The organism is Prevotella sp. FD3004 (assembly GCF_000746155.1).
Taxonomy (GTDB): Bacteria; Bacteroidota; Bacteroidia; order Bacteroidales; family Bacteroidaceae; genus Prevotella.
This window is the reverse complement of sequence record NZ_KN050820.1, coordinates 255,729-275,094: the sequence shown is the minus strand read 5'-3', so window position 1 is coordinate 275,094 and position 19,366 is coordinate 255,729. Positions and strand designations below refer to the sequence as shown.

General features: G+C 46.1%; 16 protein-coding genes. 15 read left to right on the top strand and 1 reads right to left on the bottom strand.

The genetic code is table 11. The features are described from left to right. Both T325_RS11660 and T325_RS11655 read left to right on the top strand, forming a co-directional pair. The gene (locus tag T325_RS11660) at window positions 1-1,152 is read left to right on the top strand and encodes a YncE family protein (protein WP_036914203.1); all 1,152 of its coding nucleotides are present in this window, start codon (window positions 1-3) and stop codon (window positions 1,150-1,152) included. An 8-nt stretch (window positions 1,153-1,160) separates the two neighbouring features. Further along, on the top strand, window positions 1,161-2,276 hold the full coding sequence (locus tag T325_RS11655; protein ID WP_036914201.1) for an ABC transporter substrate-binding protein: 1,116 nt from the start codon (window positions 1,161-1,163) through the stop codon (window positions 2,274-2,276). On the opposite strand, the gene T325_RS11650 is transcribed toward T325_RS11655, so the two are convergent. Further along, window positions 2,268-3,422, bottom strand: coding sequence for a TlpA disulfide reductase family protein (locus tag T325_RS11650; protein WP_036914200.1), 1,155 nt, complete (start codon window positions 3,420-3,422; stop codon window positions 2,268-2,270). The two genes, T325_RS11655 and T325_RS11650, sit on opposite strands and share 9 nt — an antisense overlap. A 176-nt stretch (window positions 3,423-3,598) precedes the next feature. Between T325_RS11650 and pnp the strand changes: the two genes are divergently transcribed. From pnp to T325_RS11585, 13 genes are all read left to right on the top strand, one after another. Next, the gene (gene pnp, locus T325_RS11645; RefSeq protein WP_036914198.1) at window positions 3,599-5,947 is read left to right on the top strand and encodes a polyribonucleotide nucleotidyltransferase; all 2,349 of its coding nucleotides are present in this window, start codon (window positions 3,599-3,601) and stop codon (window positions 5,945-5,947) included. 77 nt (window positions 5,948-6,024) lie between these two features. Further along, window positions 6,025-7,554 (top strand): amino acid adenylation domain-containing protein, encoded by a 1,530-nt coding sequence (locus T325_RS11640; RefSeq protein WP_036914195.1) that lies wholly within the window; start codon window positions 6,025-6,027, stop codon window positions 7,552-7,554. Window positions 7,555-7,565: 11 nt separating this feature from the next. Beyond that, window positions 7,566-7,796, top strand: coding sequence for a phosphopantetheine-binding protein (locus tag T325_RS11635; RefSeq protein ID WP_036914193.1), 231 nt, complete (start codon window positions 7,566-7,568; stop codon window positions 7,794-7,796). Beyond that, complete coding sequence (locus T325_RS11630; RefSeq protein ID WP_081911211.1) at window positions 7,783-8,559, top strand: AAC(3) family N-acetyltransferase; 777 nt, start codon at window positions 7,783-7,785, stop codon at window positions 8,557-8,559. The genes T325_RS11635 and T325_RS11630 overlap by 14 nt, the downstream gene beginning before the upstream one ends. Window positions 8,560-8,854: 295 nt before the next feature. Continuing rightward, the gene (gene rplM, locus T325_RS11625) at window positions 8,855-9,316 is read left to right on the top strand and encodes a 50S ribosomal protein L13 (RefSeq protein ID WP_036914189.1); all 462 of its coding nucleotides are present in this window, start codon (window positions 8,855-8,857) and stop codon (window positions 9,314-9,316) included. Between the two features lie 9 nt (window positions 9,317-9,325). Further along, window positions 9,326-9,712, top strand: a complete 387-nt coding sequence (gene rpsI, locus T325_RS11620) for a 30S ribosomal protein S9 (protein ID WP_036914187.1) — start codon at window positions 9,326-9,328, stop codon at window positions 9,710-9,712. Window positions 9,713-9,832: 120 nt separating this feature from the next. After that, complete coding sequence (rpsB, locus tag T325_RS11615) at window positions 9,833-10,648, top strand: 30S ribosomal protein S2 (RefSeq protein WP_036914185.1); 816 nt, start codon at window positions 9,833-9,835, stop codon at window positions 10,646-10,648. A 41-nt stretch (window positions 10,649-10,689) separates the two neighbouring features. Next, entirely contained in the window at window positions 10,690-11,685 is a 996-nt protein-coding gene (gene tsf / locus T325_RS11610) for a translation elongation factor Ts (RefSeq protein WP_036914183.1), read from the top strand. An 87-nt stretch (window positions 11,686-11,772) separates the two neighbouring features. Beyond that, window positions 11,773-12,390: a fumarylacetoacetate hydrolase family protein gene (locus tag T325_RS11605; RefSeq protein ID WP_036914180.1), complete on the top strand. Its 618-nt coding sequence runs from the start codon at window positions 11,773-11,775 to the stop codon at window positions 12,388-12,390. A 202-nt stretch (window positions 12,391-12,592) separates the two neighbouring features. Beyond that, on the top strand, window positions 12,593-16,096 hold the full coding sequence (gene porU, locus T325_RS11600) for a type IX secretion system sortase PorU (RefSeq protein WP_156097691.1): 3,504 nt from the start codon (window positions 12,593-12,595) through the stop codon (window positions 16,094-16,096). A gap of 72 nt (window positions 16,097-16,168) precedes the next feature. Further along, window positions 16,169-17,308 carry a type IX secretion system outer membrane channel protein PorV gene (gene porV, locus T325_RS11595; protein WP_036914177.1) on the top strand — a complete coding sequence of 380 codons (1,140 nt, stop codon included), beginning with the start codon at window positions 16,169-16,171 and terminating at the stop codon, window positions 17,306-17,308. Between the two features lie 17 nt (window positions 17,309-17,325). Further along, window positions 17,326-17,805, top strand: a complete 480-nt coding sequence (gene ispF, locus T325_RS11590; protein ID WP_036914174.1) for a 2-C-methyl-D-erythritol 2,4-cyclodiphosphate synthase — start codon at window positions 17,326-17,328, stop codon at window positions 17,803-17,805. Window positions 17,806-18,075: 270 nt separating this feature from the next. Beyond that, window positions 18,076-19,338, top strand: a complete 1,263-nt coding sequence (locus T325_RS11585; protein ID WP_081911210.1) for a fimbrillin family protein — start codon at window positions 18,076-18,078, stop codon at window positions 19,336-19,338. Window positions 19,339-19,366 lie beyond the last annotated feature (28 nt).

Genomic DNA, 19,366 nt, shown 5'->3' with positions numbered 1-19,366 from the left:
ATGAAAAAGTTTCTTTTAAGTTTCGCCGTGATGCTGATGGGTTCATCCCTCCTCACGAGCTGTTTGGAAAGCGATGACAACAAAAATCAGGTACAGGAGTATGTTGCCACCCAAGGTGCACTGATTATCAACAATGGTAGTGTATCCAGTAGTATTGACGGCAGTCTTACTTTCCTCGACTTTACGACCGATCCTTATTCTGTTCAGCAGAATGTATTCAAGAATGCCAATGGTCAGAGTCTGGGCGGCACCCCTAATGATGTGATTGTGCATGGTAATAAGATATATATTACCGGCTCTGATGAGAATGCTGTCTTTGTTTTGGACAAGAAGAGCTTCAGGCTGATTCAGAAAATCAGCACGACCAAGGACATGGGTGAAGCAGAGGGTGTTACTCCGCGCCATCTTCAGGGTTATGCTGATAAGGTGTATGTCTCTACCTATGGTGGTTATGTAGGTGTGATTGATACGCTGTCACTGAGTATTCGTGATATGTTCAAAGTTGGTTCTGCTCCTGAAGGACTGGCTATCGGTGGTACTTCTGATGAAGATGTATCCCTCTATGTGGCAAATAGTGACTATGGTTATGGAAACGGCTCTATCTCAAAGATTAATCTGGCAACAAAATCGGTAACGGAAATCAAGAATGAGAAGATTCGCAACCCGCAACAGATGGCGGTGGCAGGAAACGTAATCTATCTGCTTGACTGGGGATACTATGATGAAAACTGGAACCAGAAGGAAGCTGGTGTCTATAAGATTGAGGGCGGTGCTGTTACAAAAGTTATTCCTGATGCGACGGGCATGGCTGCATCAGGACAAACCATCGTTACCTACAACTATCCTTATGGCAGTTCTAAACCCACCTATAATATCTATAATATTGTTTATGGCGCGTTGAGCACATTCCATCTGGAAGGAGGTAATCCTATTGAAAGTCCTTGTGCTATCAACATTGAGCCAAATGCAGGCTGGGTGTATATTGCCTCTCGACCAATCGATCCTGACACTGGTTATCCCAGCTACACAACGCCAGGCTATGTGAATATATATGATGGCAATGGACAGTTCAAAGCCGCATGTTCCTACGCTACAGGTGTAGAGCCCCATGCGATTGCATTTACCTATGGTATTGTTAAGTTGAACTACTAACCCCAACAATGAAACAACTATTTGGACTCTTTATCGTACTGACGCTATTCTCTTGCAACGGGCGTATGTCCCGTTTGCTGGGGGATGGCGACAGTATCGCTTTCAAATATGCTACCCTGCCCTCAATCGTTGAATATGATGGTTACACTGTAGTTACCATAGCTAATCCTTGGAAGGAGGATAAAGCTCTGCATAGTTACATTCTTGTGCCTCGTGATGCGGAAGTACCTGTACATCTGCCGAAGGGAACCGTTATTCGTACTCCGTTAGAGCGTGTTGTTGTGTTTACGACAGTTCACAGTTCTCTGTTGATGAATCTTGGTTGCGAAGACCGTATAGCTGGTGTGGCAGATCTGAAATACATCAAAATACCTTGGATTCAGAAACAAGTGAAGGCTGGACGTATTGTGGATTGTGGCGATGGTATGAGTCCTGTCATAGAAAAGATTATCGATCTGCATCCTGATGCTATTCTGCTATCTCCTTTTGAGAACAGTGGTGGCTACGGCAGATTGGAAGAGATAGATATCCCGTTGGTGGAATGTGCGGAGTATATGGAGGTTTCGCCTTTGGCGAGAGCTGAATGGATGCGCTTCTACGGACTGCTTTTCGGTTGCCAAGATAAGGCCGACGAACTCTTTGATGAGGTTGATAAGAATTATAACGACCTTAAGCAGTTGGCTGAAAAAGCAGGCAAAGGCCGCTCTGTTATAGTCGACAAGCAAGTGGGTTCTGTATGGTATGTTCCAGGTGGGCGTAGCACCATTGGACAAATGATTCAGGATGCGGGTGGACAATATGCATGGTCTGAAGACGATCATAGTGGCTCTTTGTCTTTACCTTTTGAGACTGTTCTCGAATATACTCAGAATGCGGAAGTATGGATGCTCCGCTATGAAGGTGAACGTCAGATGACATTAAACGAACTTCTCAATGAGAAGGAGGGTTATAGCCAGTTTAATGCTTTCCGGACAGGAGAGGTATATGGTTGCAATGTGCGTACCTCACGATTCTACGAAGAATCGCCCTTCAGACCTGACAGGCTTCTGGGCGATTATATTCAGATTCTACATCCTGGAATTCAGGGCGTAGGTCCGTTGCGATATTATCGGAAACTACAGTAGCTTCTTGATTTCTGCTTCCAAATCCTTGATTTGAGCAGCACGCTTTACAAGATTGTTTCCGCGATCAATCAGGAAGAAATCAGGAACTGCCTGAATGTTATATAGCATAAGGCGCTGAGAGTTGATTCCTTCGCCATCGCGAACGCTAATCCAAGGCAGGGCAGCGGTCTGCTGCTTCCAGAAATGTTCATCACCGTCGAGTGATATCTGATAGATTTCAAGTCCCTGAGCGTGATATTTGTTGTAGAGCTCACGAAGCATGATAATGCGGGTGGGAGAGTCTTCAAGGGCAAAGACATGGAAGTCGAGCAGTACAACCTGGCCTTTCAAATCAGTCAAGTGGCGCTCTTGTCCTTTATTGTCGATGAGTGCGATGTCTAGTACTCCAGACTCCTGAACTTTACTGGCGTCAACCTGTATATCAGCGTTTTGTGCATCAACAAGGCGCTGATTTTTCATGCCTTCAATGGCAATGTTGTGCAGGTTCTGTCCGCGCTCTGCGTGGGGATAATATGTGTCCCAACTGGTAGCCACAGCGGCAAAGGCCTTAATGTCATCTTTGCTGGTGCGGGGGTTGAAAATCAGATAGTTGCCAATGGCTTGGAAAAGGGCGAAGTATGAATAGGCCTTCATCGGCTCTTTGTAGATGTAGTTAAGCTTGACATCCTCTTTGTAAGCGTTGATGAGGCTCTGGATGCTATCGTTGGCAGCGGCGATACCAAGAGTGGTGTTCTGCTGAAGTGCAATAGCCTGACTCTGTAGGGCCATCTGCTTCAGGGTTAACTCCTTAATCTTCTCGCAGTTCTCAGAACCGCTTACGGTGTAGTTGGAGGCCATACCGGGGTATTCGCCTTTAATCTGGACCGTCTCTGTAGAGTCTATGCTGACGTTAATAATCTGATCGGCGATTCTCAAACGATAGAACTCAGGAGCGCTTGTGGCGTCCTCCTTGAAAGAGAAATCGCCATTTTCACTTAACTTGACGGAATCGAGAACGTTTATGCCCTCGATACCTACATTTTCAAAGTAGAGCAAAGAGTCTTTGGCGTTCGTAATCTGTCCTTCAACCGTGAACTTATTATCGTTACACGAGGTAATCGTAAATGCTGCCATCATAAAGGCAGTTGCTTTCCAAATATGTTTCATTTTGTTGTTAAGATTTTCTTTTCGTGGGTGCAAAGGTAGCACATTTTTCATAAAAAACGAAAAATAATCAGCTTTTCTTCGTTTATTAATATAATAATGTGTAACTTTGCGCCGTTTTTGCGACGTAACAGCGCTTATGTCGCACCAAGTATTTTTATTTTTAGATGTTTTAAAAGATGAATGTAATTACAAAAACCCTTCAATTGGCTGATGGAAGAACTATCACCATTGAAACCGGGAAAGTGGCAAAACAGACCGATGGTGCTGTCATGCTTCGCATGAACAATACTGTACTCCTAGCCACTGTTTGTGCCGCAAAAGATGCAGTTCCCGGAACCGATTTCATGCCCTTGCAGGTAGATTATCGCGAACAGTACAGCGCAGCTGGTCGTTTCCCTGGCGGATTCACCAAGCGCGAAGGTAAAGCCTCTGACAATGAAATCCTGACGTCACGACTGGTGGATCGTGTTCTTCGTCCACTCTTCCCAAGTAACTATCACGCAGAAGTATTCGTAAACGTTATGCTGCTCAGTGCCGATGGCGTTGACCAGCCCGATGCACTTGCCGGTTTTGCTGCCTCTGCAGCTTTGGCATGTTCGGATATACCTTTCGAGTGCCCTATCTCGGAAGTTCGCGTAGCTCGTATTAATGGCGAGTATGTCATCGATCCAACCTTTGAGCAGATGAAGGAAGCCGACATGGATATCATGGTAGGTGCCTCTGCCGAGAACATCATGATGGTGGAAGGTGAGATGAAGGAGGTTAGCGAGCAGGATATGATTGGCGCTCTGAAAGCTGCCATGGCTGCTATCAAGCCTATGTGTGAACTTCAGGCTGAGCTCTCTAAGGAACTTGGTAAGGACGTGAAGCGCGAGTACGATCATGAGGTGAATGACGAGGAACTGCGTGAGCAGATGAACAAGGAGCTCTATCAGCCTGCCTATGACATCACCAAACAGGCTCTCGAGAAACAGGCACGTGCTGAGGCCTTCGAGAAGATTCTTGCTGACTTTAAGGAGAAGTATGCTGCCGGCCATGCTGACCTCACAGAGGATGAGCTGGAGGAGAAATATGCTATGATGGATCGCTACTACCACGATGTGGAGCGTGACGCTATGCGCCGTTGTATTCTCGATGAAGGTATCCGTCTTGATGGTCGTAAGACTGATGAGATCCGTCCTATCTGGTGCGAGGTCTCTCCGCTGCCCATGCCTCACGGAAGTTCTATCTTCACTCGTGGTGAGACGCAGTCTCTGTCTACTTGTACTCTTGGTACAAAACTCGACGAGAAGTTGGTTGACGATGTTTTGGAGCGTGGATATCAGCGTTTCCTCCTGCACTATAACTTCCCACCGTTCTGTACTGGTGAGGCCAAGGCTCAGCGTGGCGTAGGTCGTCGTGAGATTGGTCATGGTCATCTCGCATGGCGTGGCTTAAAGGGTCAGATTCCTGAGGACTTCCCTTACACCGTACGTCTGGTATCTCAGATTCTTGAGTCAAACGGTTCTTCTTCAATGGCTACCGTATGTGCCGGTACACTCGCCCTGATGGACGCAGGTGTTCCCATGAAGAAGCCTGTTTCCGGTATTGCCATGGGTCTGATCAAGAATCCTGGAGAAGACAAGTATGCAGTTCTCTCAGATATCCTCGGCGATGAGGACCACCTGGGCGATATGGACTTTAAGACCACTGGTACGAAAGATGGTCTGACCGCTACCCAGATGGATATCAAGTGCGACGGTCTGTCGTTCGATATCCTCGAGAAGGCCCTTATGCAGGCTAAGGCTGGTCGTGAGCACATCCTGAAGTGTCTTACCGATACCATCGCAGAGCCTCGTGCAGATATGAAGCCTCAGGTTCCCCGCATCGTTCAGATGGAGATTCCTAAGGAGTTCATCGGTGCCGTTATCGGCCCTGGTGGTAAGATTATCCAGCAGATGCAGGAAGATACAGGCGCAACCATCACTATCGACGAGGTTGATGGCGTAGGTAAGGTGCAGGTGTCTGCTCCTAACAAGGAGAGCATTGATGCTGCTATCGGTAAGATTAAGGCTATTGTGGCAATTCCTGAGGTGGGTGAAATCTACGAGGGAACAGTTCGTTCAATCATGCCTTATGGTTGCTTTGTAGAAATCATGCCAGGTAAGGATGGTTTGCTTCATATCTCAGAGATTGACTGGAAACGTCTTGAGACCGTAGAGGAGGCTGGCATTAAGGAAGGCGATAAGATTCAGGTGAAGTTGCTTGAGATTGATCCGAAGACAGGCAAGTACAAGCTTTCTCACCGCGTGCTGATTGAAAAGCCAGCCGATTATGTGGAGCCCCAGCAGCGTCGTCGTGAGCGTGGAGATCGCCCTGAGCGCGGTGAGCGCCGTGACCGTCGTCCGGATCGTGGCGATCGTCGTGAACGCCGTGACCGTGGTGAACATGGAGAACATCGCCCACGTCCTGAGCATCAGGAAGAGGCTCCTGCAGAGAACCAGCCGAAAGACTTCAGCGATTCTCTCGATAACATGGACTTTTAATTAAAAAGAGTCAAGATAATGAAGCACCGGGGCTCTGAAGTTCCGGTGCTTTTCAGCAAACAAACACCGACTATTGTATGAAAATCAATTTGATAGAATTATTTGAGGAATCAGTCAGAACGTATCCGCAGAAGGTTGCAGTGATTGATAAGGACAGAGAGATAACCTTCTCTGACCTGCATCAGAATTCTCTACAGTTAGCAGCCAAGATTACTGCCATGGGGGTGGGGCAGAATAAGCCTATAGGCGTATTCCTCGACAAGTCAATAGAGAGTGTTTATGCCGACTTAGGTGTCCTTTATGCCGGAGATTTCTATATGAACCTCGACATCAAGACACCAGCCGAGCGTATTCGCAATATTATTCAGTTGGTGGAACCTGCTGTTATCATTTCTACGAGCCGACAGGTTAAATCTATTTTGGCCATTATTCCTGAGACTGTCAAGGTTATTCTACTTGATGAGGAGGAATGGCCTGCCGAGGTTGACGCAGAAACAATTATAGGGAAATTGTCGACAATCATCGATACGGATCCTTCTTGTATCATCAACACGTCGGGTTCTACGGGAACACCGAAAGGCGTTGTGCTGAATCATAAGAGTTTCTTTGATTTTATCGATTGGGCCATAGATACCTTCCACTTTGGCGAAGATCTTGTGATGGGGTCTCTCTCGCCAATCGTGTTTGATATCTACAGCTTTGAACTCTGCATGCTAATGGCTAAAGCAAGTACATTGGTGGTATTACCTGCCCATCTGGCTGCCTTCCCGGCAAAGATTCTTGAGGTGCTTGAGCAGCACAAGGTAAACTTTTTGTTCTGGGTGCCTACTATCATGGTAAACATTGCTAATATGGATTTGCTTTCTACGTTTAAACTGGAGAACCTTCGTACAGTGTGGTTTGCTGGTGAGGTGTTCCCCACTAAGCAATACAACTATTGGCATCACCATCTACCTGAAGTGACCTTTGCAAATCTTTATGGTCCGATAGAGATAACCCTTGATTGCACCTATTATATTATTAATAAAGAGATACCAGATGAACAGCCTCTGCCCATTGGCTATCCTTGTCGTAATACCGATATTCTGATTCTTGACGATGAAGATTGCTTGATAACTGAGCCAAATGCGGAAGGAGAACTTTGTGTACGTGGTACGTCTCTAGCTATGGGGTATTATAATAATCCGGAGAAGACTGCCGCAGCTTTTGTGCAGAACCCATTGAATAAGGCCTATCCTGAGGTGATTTACCGTACTGGCGATATCGTCTGCTACGATGCTGACGGACTAATTCTGTTTAAGGGACGTAAGGATAATATTGTGAAGCACATGGGCTATCGTACTGACCTTGGTGAGATAGAACACGTAATCATCAATACCTTGAAGTTAGTTAAGAACGGTTGTATCGTTTATAATCAGGCCGAGAAACAGATTACGCTTTTCTATGAGGCGGCAGAAGAGATTCCTGCCTCAGAATTCCGTCTGCAGATTGGTAAGGTGCTGCCAAAGTATATGATTCCTACGTCATTTCATCATCTGGAGCTTCTGCAGCGCAATGCCAATGGAAAGATTGATCGTCTCTTCTATAAGAAGCAGGTTAATGGATAAATGAGAAAAATATGAAAGAAAAAATATTGGAGATTCTATCTACCATACGTCCTGAGTGTGATTTTACTGAGGATGTTGACTTTATGGAGGCTGGTTTGCTTGACTCATATGATATTGTAAGTCTAGTGACCAACTTGGAGATTACTTTCAATTTCAGAATTAATGGCGTGGATGTTGTTCCAGAGAACTTTACTTCTGTTGACAGTATCATTGCCATGCTAGGAAAGTATGGCGTACATTAGTTATTTGGATTTGCCCAAATACTGGGGACTGGAGCGCGGAGACCGGGTGCTGCTCACATCCGACATCATGCAATTGATGTTTACAACCATGCGTAATGGGGAACGCTTCGACCGTGATGCGTTTCTTGATGCAATCCTCGGTGTGATAGGTGAAGAGGGTACCCTGCTGATTCCCACTTTCAATTGGGACTTCTGTCATGGTGTGGCTTTCGACTATCATAAGACACCCTGTAAGACAGGTGCATTAGGAGGGTTCGCATTGAGTCGTCCCGATTTCCGTCGTACTCAGCATCCTCTCTACTCATTCGCTGTTGCGGGTAAAGACCAACAGTTGCTTTGTGACATGCAGAATGTCTCGTCCTTCGGAGTTGATTCTCCTTTTGGCTATCTGGAGAAAAACCATGGTAAGAATGTTATTATCGGCATACACTATACCGACTGCTTTACGTTTGTGCATCACTGCGAGGAGGTCTGTGGTGTAGATACCTATCGGTTTTCTAAGACCTTTACGGGTCAGTATATTGATGCGGAAGGACAGGAGTCAACTCGTAGTTACTCTATGCTTGTGCGTTCTTATGAACTCTATGAAGCCACTGACCTGACACTCATTGGTGAGAAGATGGAACGGGCGGGGGTCGCTCATGTGATTGTCCTTAATGAAATTCCTTACCGTATTGTCGATCTGACGGCTGCGGCGCCAGTGATTTGCGATGATATAAAAAATAATTCGAGTCGGGGAATTTGTAAGCATAAGCTGCAGTAGATAGTTAAAAAAATATAAATATCTATTTCTTGGACTGCAAAGGTGTGCATGAATAAATAAATATGTGTACCTTTGCAGTCCGATTATTGGGGAGAGACTTAGAATCCCCGTGAATCAGGGTGTGAATAGCGGCGTCTTTGGCCGGGCGCAGTGGTTCGTGAATCGCTGGTTCATCAGCGGAATCGTATGATTCCGGCGTTCGTTAGACTTGCAACCGAGTGTTAGACCTCGGGTGTGAGTTTGTGTGCGCAAATATAGTTAAACTGTTTTTTAGTAGTAAAATTAAATTTTTGAAATGAACACTTTAAGTTACAAGACGCTTTCCGTAAACAAGGAAACAGCAAAGAAGGAGTGGGTGGTTATCGATGCCACAGACCAGGTTGTTGGTCGTCTCGCTTCAAAGGTAGCTAAGCTGATTCGCGGAAAGTACAAGCCAACTTTCACTCCACACGTTGACTGTGGTGACAATGTAATCCTTATCAACGCCGATAAGGTTGTATTCACTGGTAAGAAAGAGACCGATAAGGTCTACACTCGTTACACAGGTTATCCTGGTGGACAGCGCTTCAATACTCCTGCCGAGCTTCGTAAGAAGAATGGTGGTGTAGACAAGATGCTTCGTCATGCTGTAAAGGGTATGCTGCCAAAGGGTCCCCTCGGACGCAGCCTGCTGAATAACCTCTATATTTATGAGGGTACCGAGCATCCACATGCCGCTCAGCAGCCAAAGACTATTGATATTAACCAGTATAAATAATAAGGAAAGATGGAAGTAATTAACGCAATAGGTCGTCGTAAGAGCTCTGTAGCCCGCGTATACGTTTCTGAGGGTACAGGCAAGATCACGATCAATAAGAAGGATTTAGAGGTATATTTCCCTTCAGCTATTCTGCAGTATGTTGTTAAGCAGCCGCTTAACCTGCTCGAAGTTGCTGAGAAGTATGATATCAAGGTAAACCTCGATGGTGGTGGTTTCACAGGTCAGAGCCAGGCTCTGCGTCTCGCTATCGCCCGTGCACTGGTGAAGATCAATGCCGAGGATAAGAAGAAGCTTAAGGATGCAGGCTTCATGACACGTGATAGCCGTGAGGTTGAGCGTAAGAAGCCAGGTCGTCCCAAGGCACGTCGTCGCTTCCAGTTCAGTAAGCGTTAATCCTGCTGGACTGCTAGCGAAAAGTTTAGTATCTAAACCCGTTGGATTCCTTTGGACTACCATCGGGCTGATTCTGGACAGAATTAAAAAGAAAGTAAACAATTTAAAGAATTTAGCAAAATGTCAAGAACAAATTTTGATCAGTTGCTCCAGGCTGGTTGTCATTTCGGCCACCTGAAGCGTAAGTGGAACCCTGCAATGGCTCCTTACATCTATACCGAGCGTAATGGTATCCATATCATTGACCTTCACAAGACAGTAGCCAAGATCGACGAGGCTGCTGATGCACTGAAGCAGATTGCCAAGAGTGGCAAGAAAGTGCTGTTCGTCGCTACTAAAAAACAGACAAAGGAAGTGATTGCCGAGAAGGCTGCCTCTATCAACATGCCTTATGTTATTGAGCGTTGGCCAGGTGGTATGCTCACCAACTTCCCGACAATTCGCAAGGCCGTTAAGAAAATGGCGAACATCGATCGTCTGATGGCAGATGGAACCTACTCAAACCTCTCAAAGCGTGAGTTGCTGCAGATTACTCGTCAGCGTGCTAAGCTTGAGAAGAACCTCGGTTCGATTGCAGATCTGACTCGTCTTCCAAGTGCACTCTTCGTAGTTGACGTACTGAAGGAGCAGATTGCCGTTCGTGAAGCCAACCGTCTGGGTATTCCTGTATTCGGTATCGTTGATACCAACTCTGATCCTAATAATATCGACTTCGTTATCCCAGCTAACGATGATGCTAAGGATAGCGTAGAGACTATTCTCAACGCTTGCTGCGGTGCTATTGCTGAGGGTATCGAGGAGCGCAAGGCAGAGAAGGCTGATGAGAAGGCTGCTGACGCTCAGGCAGAAGGCGAGGAGGAAGTAAAGCCCAAGCGTGCTGCTCGCAAGGCTCGCAAGGACGCTCCCGCTACTGAGGAGGCCCCTGCTGCTGAGTAATATTCAAGATATAAGGTAAAAAAAGTAAAAAAGTTAATAAAATGGCAATTTCAATTGACGATATCAAGAAGCTTCGCGCAATGACTGGCGCAGGTCTGGCTGACGTAAAGAAGGCTTTGACTGAGGCTGAGGGCGACTTTGACAAGGCTAAGGAGCTCCTTCGTGAGCGTGGCCTCGCTATTGCTGCTAAGCGTAGCGACCGTGAGACTTCAAATGGTTGTGTACTCGTAAAGAAGGTTGATGGCTTTGCTGCCATGATCGCCTTGAAGTGCGAGACCGACTTTGTGGCTAACGGTGCCGATTTTATTGCTCTGACTCAGAGTATCCTCGACGCTGCTATTGCTGCTAAGGCTACCGATATTGAGGCTGTTAAGGCTCTCGATATCAATGGTCAGACTGCACAGGAAGCTGTTACACAGCGCTCAGGTATCACTGGTGAGAAGATGGAGCTTGATGGTTACCTCGTACTCGAGGGCGATAATGTAGAGGTTTACGACCACATGGGTAAACATACTCTCTGCACCATGGTACAGACCAATAAGCCCGCTGCTGAGCAGGGTCATCTCGTAGCTATGCAGGTGGCTGCCATGAAGCCCGTAGCTCTCGATGCTCAGAGCGTTGACCAGAAGATTCTCGACGAGGAGTACAAGACCTCTTTCGAGAAGACTAAGCTCGAGCAGGTAGAGAAGTATGTTGAGATGAAGTTGAAGAAGGCAGGTCTGAACCCCAACCTCGTTGACTCTGAGGATCATATTGAGAGTAATATGTCTAAGGGTTGGTTGACTCAGGCTCAGGCTGATGAGGCTCGTAAGATCATTGCTGAGGCTAAACCCGAGGGTGAGGCTCAGCTGAAGATGCCTATGATCGAGAACATCGCTAAGGGTCGTGTTCAGAAGTTCCTGAAGGAGAACTGCCTGGTTGACCAGGAGTTCCAGTTCGGTGATGGTGATAAGGCTACTGTTGCTCAGTGGCTCGCTAAGCAGGACAAGGATCTGAAGATCACCGCTTTCAAACGCTTCACACTCGTTGCTGACTAATCCATTAGTCACTATATTAAAAAAGAATCGGCATTGTTTGTGCAGTGCCGATTTTTTTTGTACCTTTGTCTCCAAAACCATAGCATTATGAAGATATTCGCCATTGGCATGAACTATGCCGCGCATAATCAGGAGTTACATGGCACGCTGAAGCGCCCTGATGACCCCGTCATATTCACGAAGGCCGATTCTGCCTTTCTTAATCAGGGTAAGCCTTTCTTTATTCCTGACCATCTGGGACGTATCGACTACGAAACTGAGGTGGTTGTGCGTATCTGCCGTTTGGGTAAGAATATCCCTGAACGTTTTGCTCATCGCTATTATGATGCGGTGACTGTGGGTATCGATTTTACGGCGCGCGACCTGCAGAAGAAGGCTTCGGAGGCAGGACAGCCCTGGACTATCTGCAAGGGGTTCGACGGCTCTGCAGCTATAGGCGAGTGGGTACCTAAGGAGAAGTTTCTTGATATTCAAGCCATTCATTTCCATCTTGACATCAATGGAAATACCGTTCAGGAAGGATGTACCAGCGACATGCTCTATCGTGTTGACGAGATTATCGCCTATATTTCTCAGTTCTTTACATTGAAGACAGGTGATATCCTCTATACTGGCACCCCCGCAGGTGTGGGGCCTGTTCATATTGATGATCATCTCGAAGGCTACCTCGAAGAACGCAAGGTGCTTGAATTTAATTGTAAATAAGTATTGCTTGTTGTTTCTTCTCGTGTGCTTATATGTATATATAGTTGTAATACTTACTTTTTACCCCACACTTCCCGCACGTAAAGAAATCGCCTCCTCAAATGACATCCTTTGCAGTTCTTTTGCCATACTTTGTTGGGCAAATAGGTAGGATGACGCAATAAAGGAGCGGGAGATTTCGTTTATAAAGGTAGTGATAAGAATCTTTAGGCTGATAATTGGTTTGGTGCTTTTGTCTCTCTGTCGGCAGGCAGAGGCGCAAGAGTATTTTGACTTGACTGCCAGTCAGGTTAAGATAGATTCACTGCTGCCTGTCTTTAGTTGGCATAAGACGTTGGGGCCGCACTATGCTGACTCTGTCTATGCTGTGACTATAGAGTATCCAGAATTCATTGACATGCAGCCTGCAGACGTTTGCCGCTATAAGCAGATTAGTGATGGCTTATCTTTGCCAGTAATGCCTGTGGTGAGTCAATCAATAGGTGTGGTGAGGAAACATGGGGTACTTGAAGTGTCGTTTGTGCCATTGGTGTTCCGCAATGGCAAGTATCAGAAACTTGTGAGTTTTAAGTTGGACGTAAGGAGTCAACGGGCTGATAGTAGAAACCTGACGCGTGGTTCGTTTAACCGCTATGCTGACCACTCTGTATTGCGAGAGGGCACATGGGCTAAGATCCGTATTTCTGAGAGTGGCTTCTATCAACTTTCAGATGCTCTAATCCGAAAGGCTGGTTTCTCTGATATTAATAAAGTGAAAATATATGGATATGGAGGTGCCTTGCAGACAGAAAGTCTGACAGGTGACTATCTCTCGGCTACAGACGACTTGCACGAGGTGCCAACCTGTACCATCAATGGACGTAAGGTGTTTTATGGCGTTGGACCTGTGACATGGGAACAAAAAGACGTACCTCAGCGTATACGCAATCCTTATAGTGACTATGGCTATTATTTTCTGACAGAAAGCGATGACAAACCTCTATCCGTCAGTCAGGAGACTATATTAGCTGATAACTATCCATCTAATAATGATTATCACACCCTCTACGAGATAGACGACTATGCTTGGTATCATGGCGGACGTAACCTCTATGATAAGACCCTCTTCAATATTGGATTTCCTCAAACCTATAATCTCAAAGCCGTTGGCAGCAAAGGAAAGCTGACGGTTGCGTTGACCTATGATGGAAATTTTGAGGCTGTGATAGAGGTAAATGGTGCTGTGGTGGGTACAATAGCCCGCGACGTTAGATTAGATGCCTATAGTAAGGCTGATAGGCATGCGGAAACTTATGAGTTGGAGAATCTGCAAGCAGAGAACATTATTCGTATTACGCAGACTGCAGGTAACCATGTAAGACTTGACTTCCTGGACCTCTATCATGAGACGCCTAATGCCCAGCCCGACTTGCAGACGGTTTATCTGCCAGAACCAGAATATGTTTGCCAAATAACGAACCAGAACCATCATGCTGATGAGGCGGCCGATATGATAATCATCATACCTACTACTCAGAAATGGCTAACTCAGGCAGAGCGTATCAAGGCTCACCACGAACAGAAGGATGGATTGAGGGTAAGGATTGTGCCTGCTGATGAACTATATAACGAATTCTCAAGCGGAACTCCTGACGCAACCGCCTATCGTCGTTATATGAAGATGCTCTATGATAGAGCTATGACAGAGGCGGATATGCCTAAGTTTCTGTTGCTTTTCGGCGACGGTGCCTGGGACAACCGTATGCGCTGCTCAGAGTGGAAAGACTATGACCCTGACGACTTCCTGCTTTGCTATGAGAGTGAGAACTCGTTCAGCTCAGTGAACTGTTTTGTGAGTGATGATTTTTTCTGTCTGTTAGATGATGAGGAACAGATACGGCAATCTGCAGGCGGCGGCTACATCTATCAGGGTAAGCCCGACGTAGCGGTGGGACGATTTCCAGTACGAACGCCAGAAGAGGCACAGATACTGGTAGATAAGACACTCAGTTATGCTAATAACGAGCAGGCGGACGCTTGGCAGAACACTATCTGCATGATGGGTGACGACGGCAACGGCAATGCTCACATGACGACAGCTGACAAGGTGGCCACTCTTGTGGAAACCAACTATCCTGGCTATCAGCTGAAAAAAATCTACTGGGATGCTTATACCCGTACTTCTTCGTCTACGGGCTATAGTTACCCAGATGTGACGCGTCTCATCAAACAGCAGATGGAGAGTGGAGCACTGATTATGAACTATTGTGGTCATGGCGCTCCTTACGCATTCTCCCATGAATTAGTTCTGAAACTGGCTGATTTTGAGGAGTCTGTAACAAAGAGATTGCCTTTATGGGTGACGGCTTCTTGCGATATCATGCCTTTCGATGGACAGGAAGAGAATATCGGTGAGACGGTGATGCTCAGCAAACGGGGTGGTGGTGTGGCTTTCTTTGGCACCACCCGTACTGTCTATGCTTCTTATAATGAAGCCATGAATCTGGCTTTCACCAGTTATGTACTTTCGCCAGAGAATACCATTGGTGAAGCTGTGCGACGAGCAAAATGCGACCTTGTGAGTCAAGGTAGAGATACCTCACCTAACAAATTGCAATACACCTTACTGGGTGATCCAGCTTTGAAACTGGCTCTCCCAACAGCCAGTGTGATTATTGACAGTATCAACGGTCAGGTTGTGGGCGATGATGTTATCCAGCTGGCAGCAGGTGCTGTGGTGCGAATAAAGGGTCGTGTGGAGCAGATGATTAACGGCATTGTAACGGCCACGGTAAGGGATGCCGAGGAAACAATCGTCTGCAAATTGAACAGTCAGGATGCTGATGGTGCCGAAGAGCCTTTTGTGTATAAAGACCGCACGAAAACCCTTTTCAGTGGGTCAGATAGTATACGTGATGGACAATTCCAAATAACCTTTGTAGTACCAAAAGATATCAGTTATACTGATGGCAAAGGTCTGATAACCCTGTATGCTGTTAATGCTGATAAGACGCTGACAGCTCATGGGGCGTATGACGGATTCATTCTTTCTGCCGGCAATGGCTTGCAGACCGATTCTATCGGGCCTAGTATTTATTGTTATCTGAACGCTAAGACCTTTATGAATGGTGACAAAGTGAATGCTACGCCATACTTTATGGCAGAACTATACGATGATAGTGGTATTAACGCCTCAGGCAGTAGCATTGGTCATGATTTGGAATTGGTTATCGATGGTGAAGCGTTGAAAACGTATAATTTGAACGATTACTTCACATACGACTTTGGTGACTATCGTAGCGGTAAAGTGGGCTTCAGCATTCCTGAACTCAGCGAAGGGCAGCACCGACTGCGTTTCAGGGCTTGGGATGTTTTAAACAACTCATCGACTTCCGAACTGGTGTTCAATGTAGTAAAGGGATATGAGTCAAATCAATTTAATGTGGTTTGTACGAAGAATCCTGCCACAGAAAACACCTCGTTTATCATCACACACGACCGAATGGGAGGGGAGTTGACAGTGACTCTCGATGTGTTTGACCTCTCTGGGCGACAACTATGGAGTCACACGGATACTGGTATGTCGTCAGACAATACCTATACCATTGACTGGGATCTTCGTCTCGCAGGTGGCAACCGTATGCAAACGGGTGTCTATATGTGCCGATTCCAGCTCGATGGCGGTGTTTCAAAAACGGTAAAATTGATTGTATTAAGCAATAATTAGCGTGTGTATACGTTATATGAATGAAGGTATATGAAGAAAAAAGGAGATAGAGGAAATTTGCTAAAGTGGGTGATGGTAATACTATTCACTGTTCACTATTCACTCACTTCTATGGCTCAGGATGGTAAGAATGTAATGTTCAATCCCGTTGAACATGCTGTTATCTCACAGACCATTGCCCCAGATGCCCGTTCTGCAGGAATGGGTGATGTGGGCGTTGCTACCGACCCTGATGTCAATTCACAATATTGGAATCCTGCAAAGTATCCGTTCTGTATCAGTCGTGCAGGTATTGCTCTGAACTATACTCCTTGGCTTCGTCAGTTGGTCAATGATATCGACCTTGCTTATCTGGCAGGCTACTATCGTATCGGTGACTATTCGGCCATCTCTGGGTCGTTGCGTTATTTTTCGCTTGGTGAGGTGTTTGCAAACGATGGTATGACGGTGAAACCTTACGAGATGTCGTTCGATGTAGCTTACTCGCTGATGCTGAGTGAAAAACTTTCGTTGGCGGCAGCCATCCGATGGATATATAGTGACCTGCGCTATGACTATAGTGAGGACTCCAAGCCAGCCTCAGCCTTTGCTGCCGATTTGGCTATGTATTATAATAATTACGTGATGATGGGTAGTCGCGAGTGTCAGTTGGGATTTGGTCTGAATATGTCGAACATAGGTAGCAAAATATCCTACTATGGCGATGAGGAGAGTCAGTTTCTTCCAGCTAATCTGCGTCTTGGTGCTTCGCTGATGGTTCCTGTTGATGAGTATAATCGCTTCTCCATCTCAGCCGATGCAAACAAGCTGTTGGTGCCTACGGTGCCTCGTCAGGAAGAAGGTGAATCGAACAGCGACTATCAGGATCGCGTCCGCCGTGAGTATAGCGATATCAGTGCCGTCAGTGGCATCTTCAAGAGTTTTAGTGATGCCCCAGGCGGCCTTAGTGAGGAACTGAAAGAGATTCAGTGGAGTGTAGGTGCCGAATATGTGTATCATGATCAGTTCTCGCTTCGTGCAGGTTATCATCATCAGAGTGAATCAAAGGGCAACTTGAAGTACTTCACCGTGGGTGGCGGCTTCCGCATGAATGTTTTCTCACTCGATGTTGGCTATGTCATCTCTACTGCACGAAGTAATCCTTTGGATCAGACCCTGCGTTTCACTTTGGCCTTCGATATGGATGGCATCAAAGACTTGTTTAAGAGGTAATAATATAAGAAAAAGATATGAAAATTAGAGTTGGAATGGGCTATGATGTCCATCAGTTGGTAGAAAACCGTGACCTGTGGATGGGCGGCATTAAGATTGAGCATAGTAAAGGATTGTTGGGGCATAGTGATGCTGATGTGTTGTTGCATGCTGTCTGTGATGCCCTTCTTGGTGCGGCAAATATGCGCGACATTGGTTATCATTTCCCTGATACCGCTGCCGAGACTGACGGCATGGACAGTAAGGTTATTCTTAAAAAAACCATCGAACTGATAGCTACGAAAGGCTATCGTTTGGGTAATATCGATGCTACCATCTGTGCCGAACGTCCCAAGATGAATCCGCATATCCCACAGATGAGGACCTGTATGGCACAGATATGCGGTTGCGACGAGGATGATATTTCCATCAAGGCGACAACCACCGAGAAGCTTGGCTTCACTGGTCGTGAGGAGGGCATCTCGGCCTATGCCGTCGTACTGATCGAGAGGGTTTAGATTGTGTAAGTACCGACCCGGATCTTTGATAATGATATATCGGCAATGGTAATTGCCGATATTTTTTTGCTCTTTAGAAAAAAAAGGATAAATAATATTTGCGAATTAAAAAAAATGTTTAACTTTGCCATTGTTTACAACCAAATGTCGTATCAATGGTGAGGGTACGCTCAGCGCCTAGCTATAAAACGACAACTAGAAATTACTGATTATCAACCAATAAACCTTGTAAGTCTTTTGGATTATACTATTTTTATAACATCTGTTAATATGAAAAAAACTATTTGGATGGCTGTCATGACGGCAGTCACAGTAGCCCTTGTCGGTTGCTCAAGCGAGGACTCACTGACTGGTAATGAAAATCCGGCAGAGGGTAAGACATCTGGAATTCCATTCGTTGTTAAAGTTGCCAACAACGATGCAACCCGTGGAACTGCCATCAGTACTGTCAGTTCGTTTAACATGGTGGGTATTCAAGGTACTTCCAATAAATGGATGGATAACTATCTGTTCACAAAGCCCAACGGCAGTTGGGTTGCTGATGGGCATGCGAATCTGACATGGCCCGATGGCGCAGATACTCATACCTTCTATGCTACCAGTGACAATACTGATGATGTGCCAGCCATCACTGACGGGACGTTCGTGTACACCGTGCCGACTACTGTCAGAAATCAGAAGGACTTGTTGGTCGCTGTGAGCGAAGATAATGAAGCCGGCAATCCTGTTACTCTGAGCTTCAAACATGCGCTCTCGTCGGTAAAGTTCAAGATCGGATTCGACAAGGATGCACGTGGTGGAGAAGATGACCTTCATATCAAAGTTACGAAAATCACGTTGCATCATATCGCCACCAAGGGCACTTTCGATTTCGCCAACTTTGCCACCAACCCCTGGACTGTTGATCCGGAAGATGCAGAATATATGGATATCGACATCGAGCTGAAGAGCCCGGTAGAGTTCACTCCTTCTGCTGTAGATGACTTCATCACGCTGGATGAGAATATTGATGGCGAAATCTATGTAATGCCACATAAGCCGACACCATGGGATACAGACGGGACTCCTGGACATCCGTTGAAAGACAGCTACATCGGTGTCACCTGCCAGGCCGTCGAATACAGGACCAAAGACACGCCGACCTATTATGATCTGGCCTGTCTCGATGAGGATTCCAATGAAGATGAGTATGATGAAGCAAAGGAAATGTATATCGACTTTTATGAGGGATTTGCATCGACGGATAATGACGATTGGCTCAACGACAAAGTGGTCGGAATGATCGTCCCGACGAATGAAGACTGGGGCATGAACGTCGTTCTTGAAAGTATCCTGAACCATAGGAACGCAGAGGCAGCTGCCTACGGCACCGAGGATAATGTCGAAAAGGTGTTTATCCCGCTGGAGATGGCCAATGGCTTCGGGTTCGGCAAGACGAATGTCATCAATATCAGAATGGACAAGATGAAGTACAGTAACGGAAAAGACTTCTATGCTCCATGGATTCCCATTATTATTCCGGTAAATCCTTAATGTTCATCATTAGCCAGATGAACATCAT

Excerpts from the sequence above, each read along its gene's own strand:
- T325_RS11640 (WP_036914195.1), top strand. The coding sequence starts at position 6,025 with ATGAAAATCAATTTGATAGAATTATTTGAGGAATCAGTCAGAACGTAT.
- rpsI (WP_036914187.1), top strand. The coding sequence starts at position 9,326 with ATGGAAGTAATTAACGCAATAGGTCGTCGTAAGAGCTCTGTAGCCCGC.
- T325_RS11660 (WP_036914203.1), top strand. The coding sequence starts at position 1 with ATGAAAAAGTTTCTTTTAAGTTTCGCCGTGATGCTGATGGGTTCATCC.
- pnp (WP_036914198.1), top strand. The coding sequence starts at position 3,599 with ATGAATGTAATTACAAAAACCCTTCAATTGGCTGATGGAAGAACTATC.
- porV (WP_036914177.1), top strand. The coding sequence starts at position 16,169 with ATGGTAATACTATTCACTGTTCACTATTCACTCACTTCTATGGCTCAG.
- T325_RS11605 (WP_036914180.1), top strand. The coding sequence starts at position 11,773 with ATGAAGATATTCGCCATTGGCATGAACTATGCCGCGCATAATCAGGAG.
- tsf (WP_036914183.1), top strand. The coding sequence starts at position 10,690 with ATGGCAATTTCAATTGACGATATCAAGAAGCTTCGCGCAATGACTGGC.
- T325_RS11635 (WP_036914193.1), top strand. The coding sequence starts at position 7,566 with ATGAAAGAAAAAATATTGGAGATTCTATCTACCATACGTCCTGAGTGT.
- T325_RS11650 (WP_036914200.1), bottom strand. The coding sequence starts at position 3,422 with ATGAAACATATTTGGAAAGCAACTGCCTTTATGATGGCAGCATTTACG.
- rpsB (WP_036914185.1), top strand. The coding sequence starts at position 9,833 with ATGTCAAGAACAAATTTTGATCAGTTGCTCCAGGCTGGTTGTCATTTC.
- ispF (WP_036914174.1), top strand. The coding sequence starts at position 17,326 with ATGAAAATTAGAGTTGGAATGGGCTATGATGTCCATCAGTTGGTAGAA.
- rplM (WP_036914189.1), top strand. The coding sequence starts at position 8,855 with ATGAACACTTTAAGTTACAAGACGCTTTCCGTAAACAAGGAAACAGCA.
- T325_RS11585 (WP_081911210.1), top strand. The coding sequence starts at position 18,076 with ATGAAAAAAACTATTTGGATGGCTGTCATGACGGCAGTCACAGTAGCC.
- T325_RS11630 (WP_081911211.1), top strand. The coding sequence starts at position 7,783 with ATGGCGTACATTAGTTATTTGGATTTGCCCAAATACTGGGGACTGGAG.
- T325_RS11655 (WP_036914201.1), top strand. The coding sequence starts at position 1,161 with ATGAAACAACTATTTGGACTCTTTATCGTACTGACGCTATTCTCTTGC.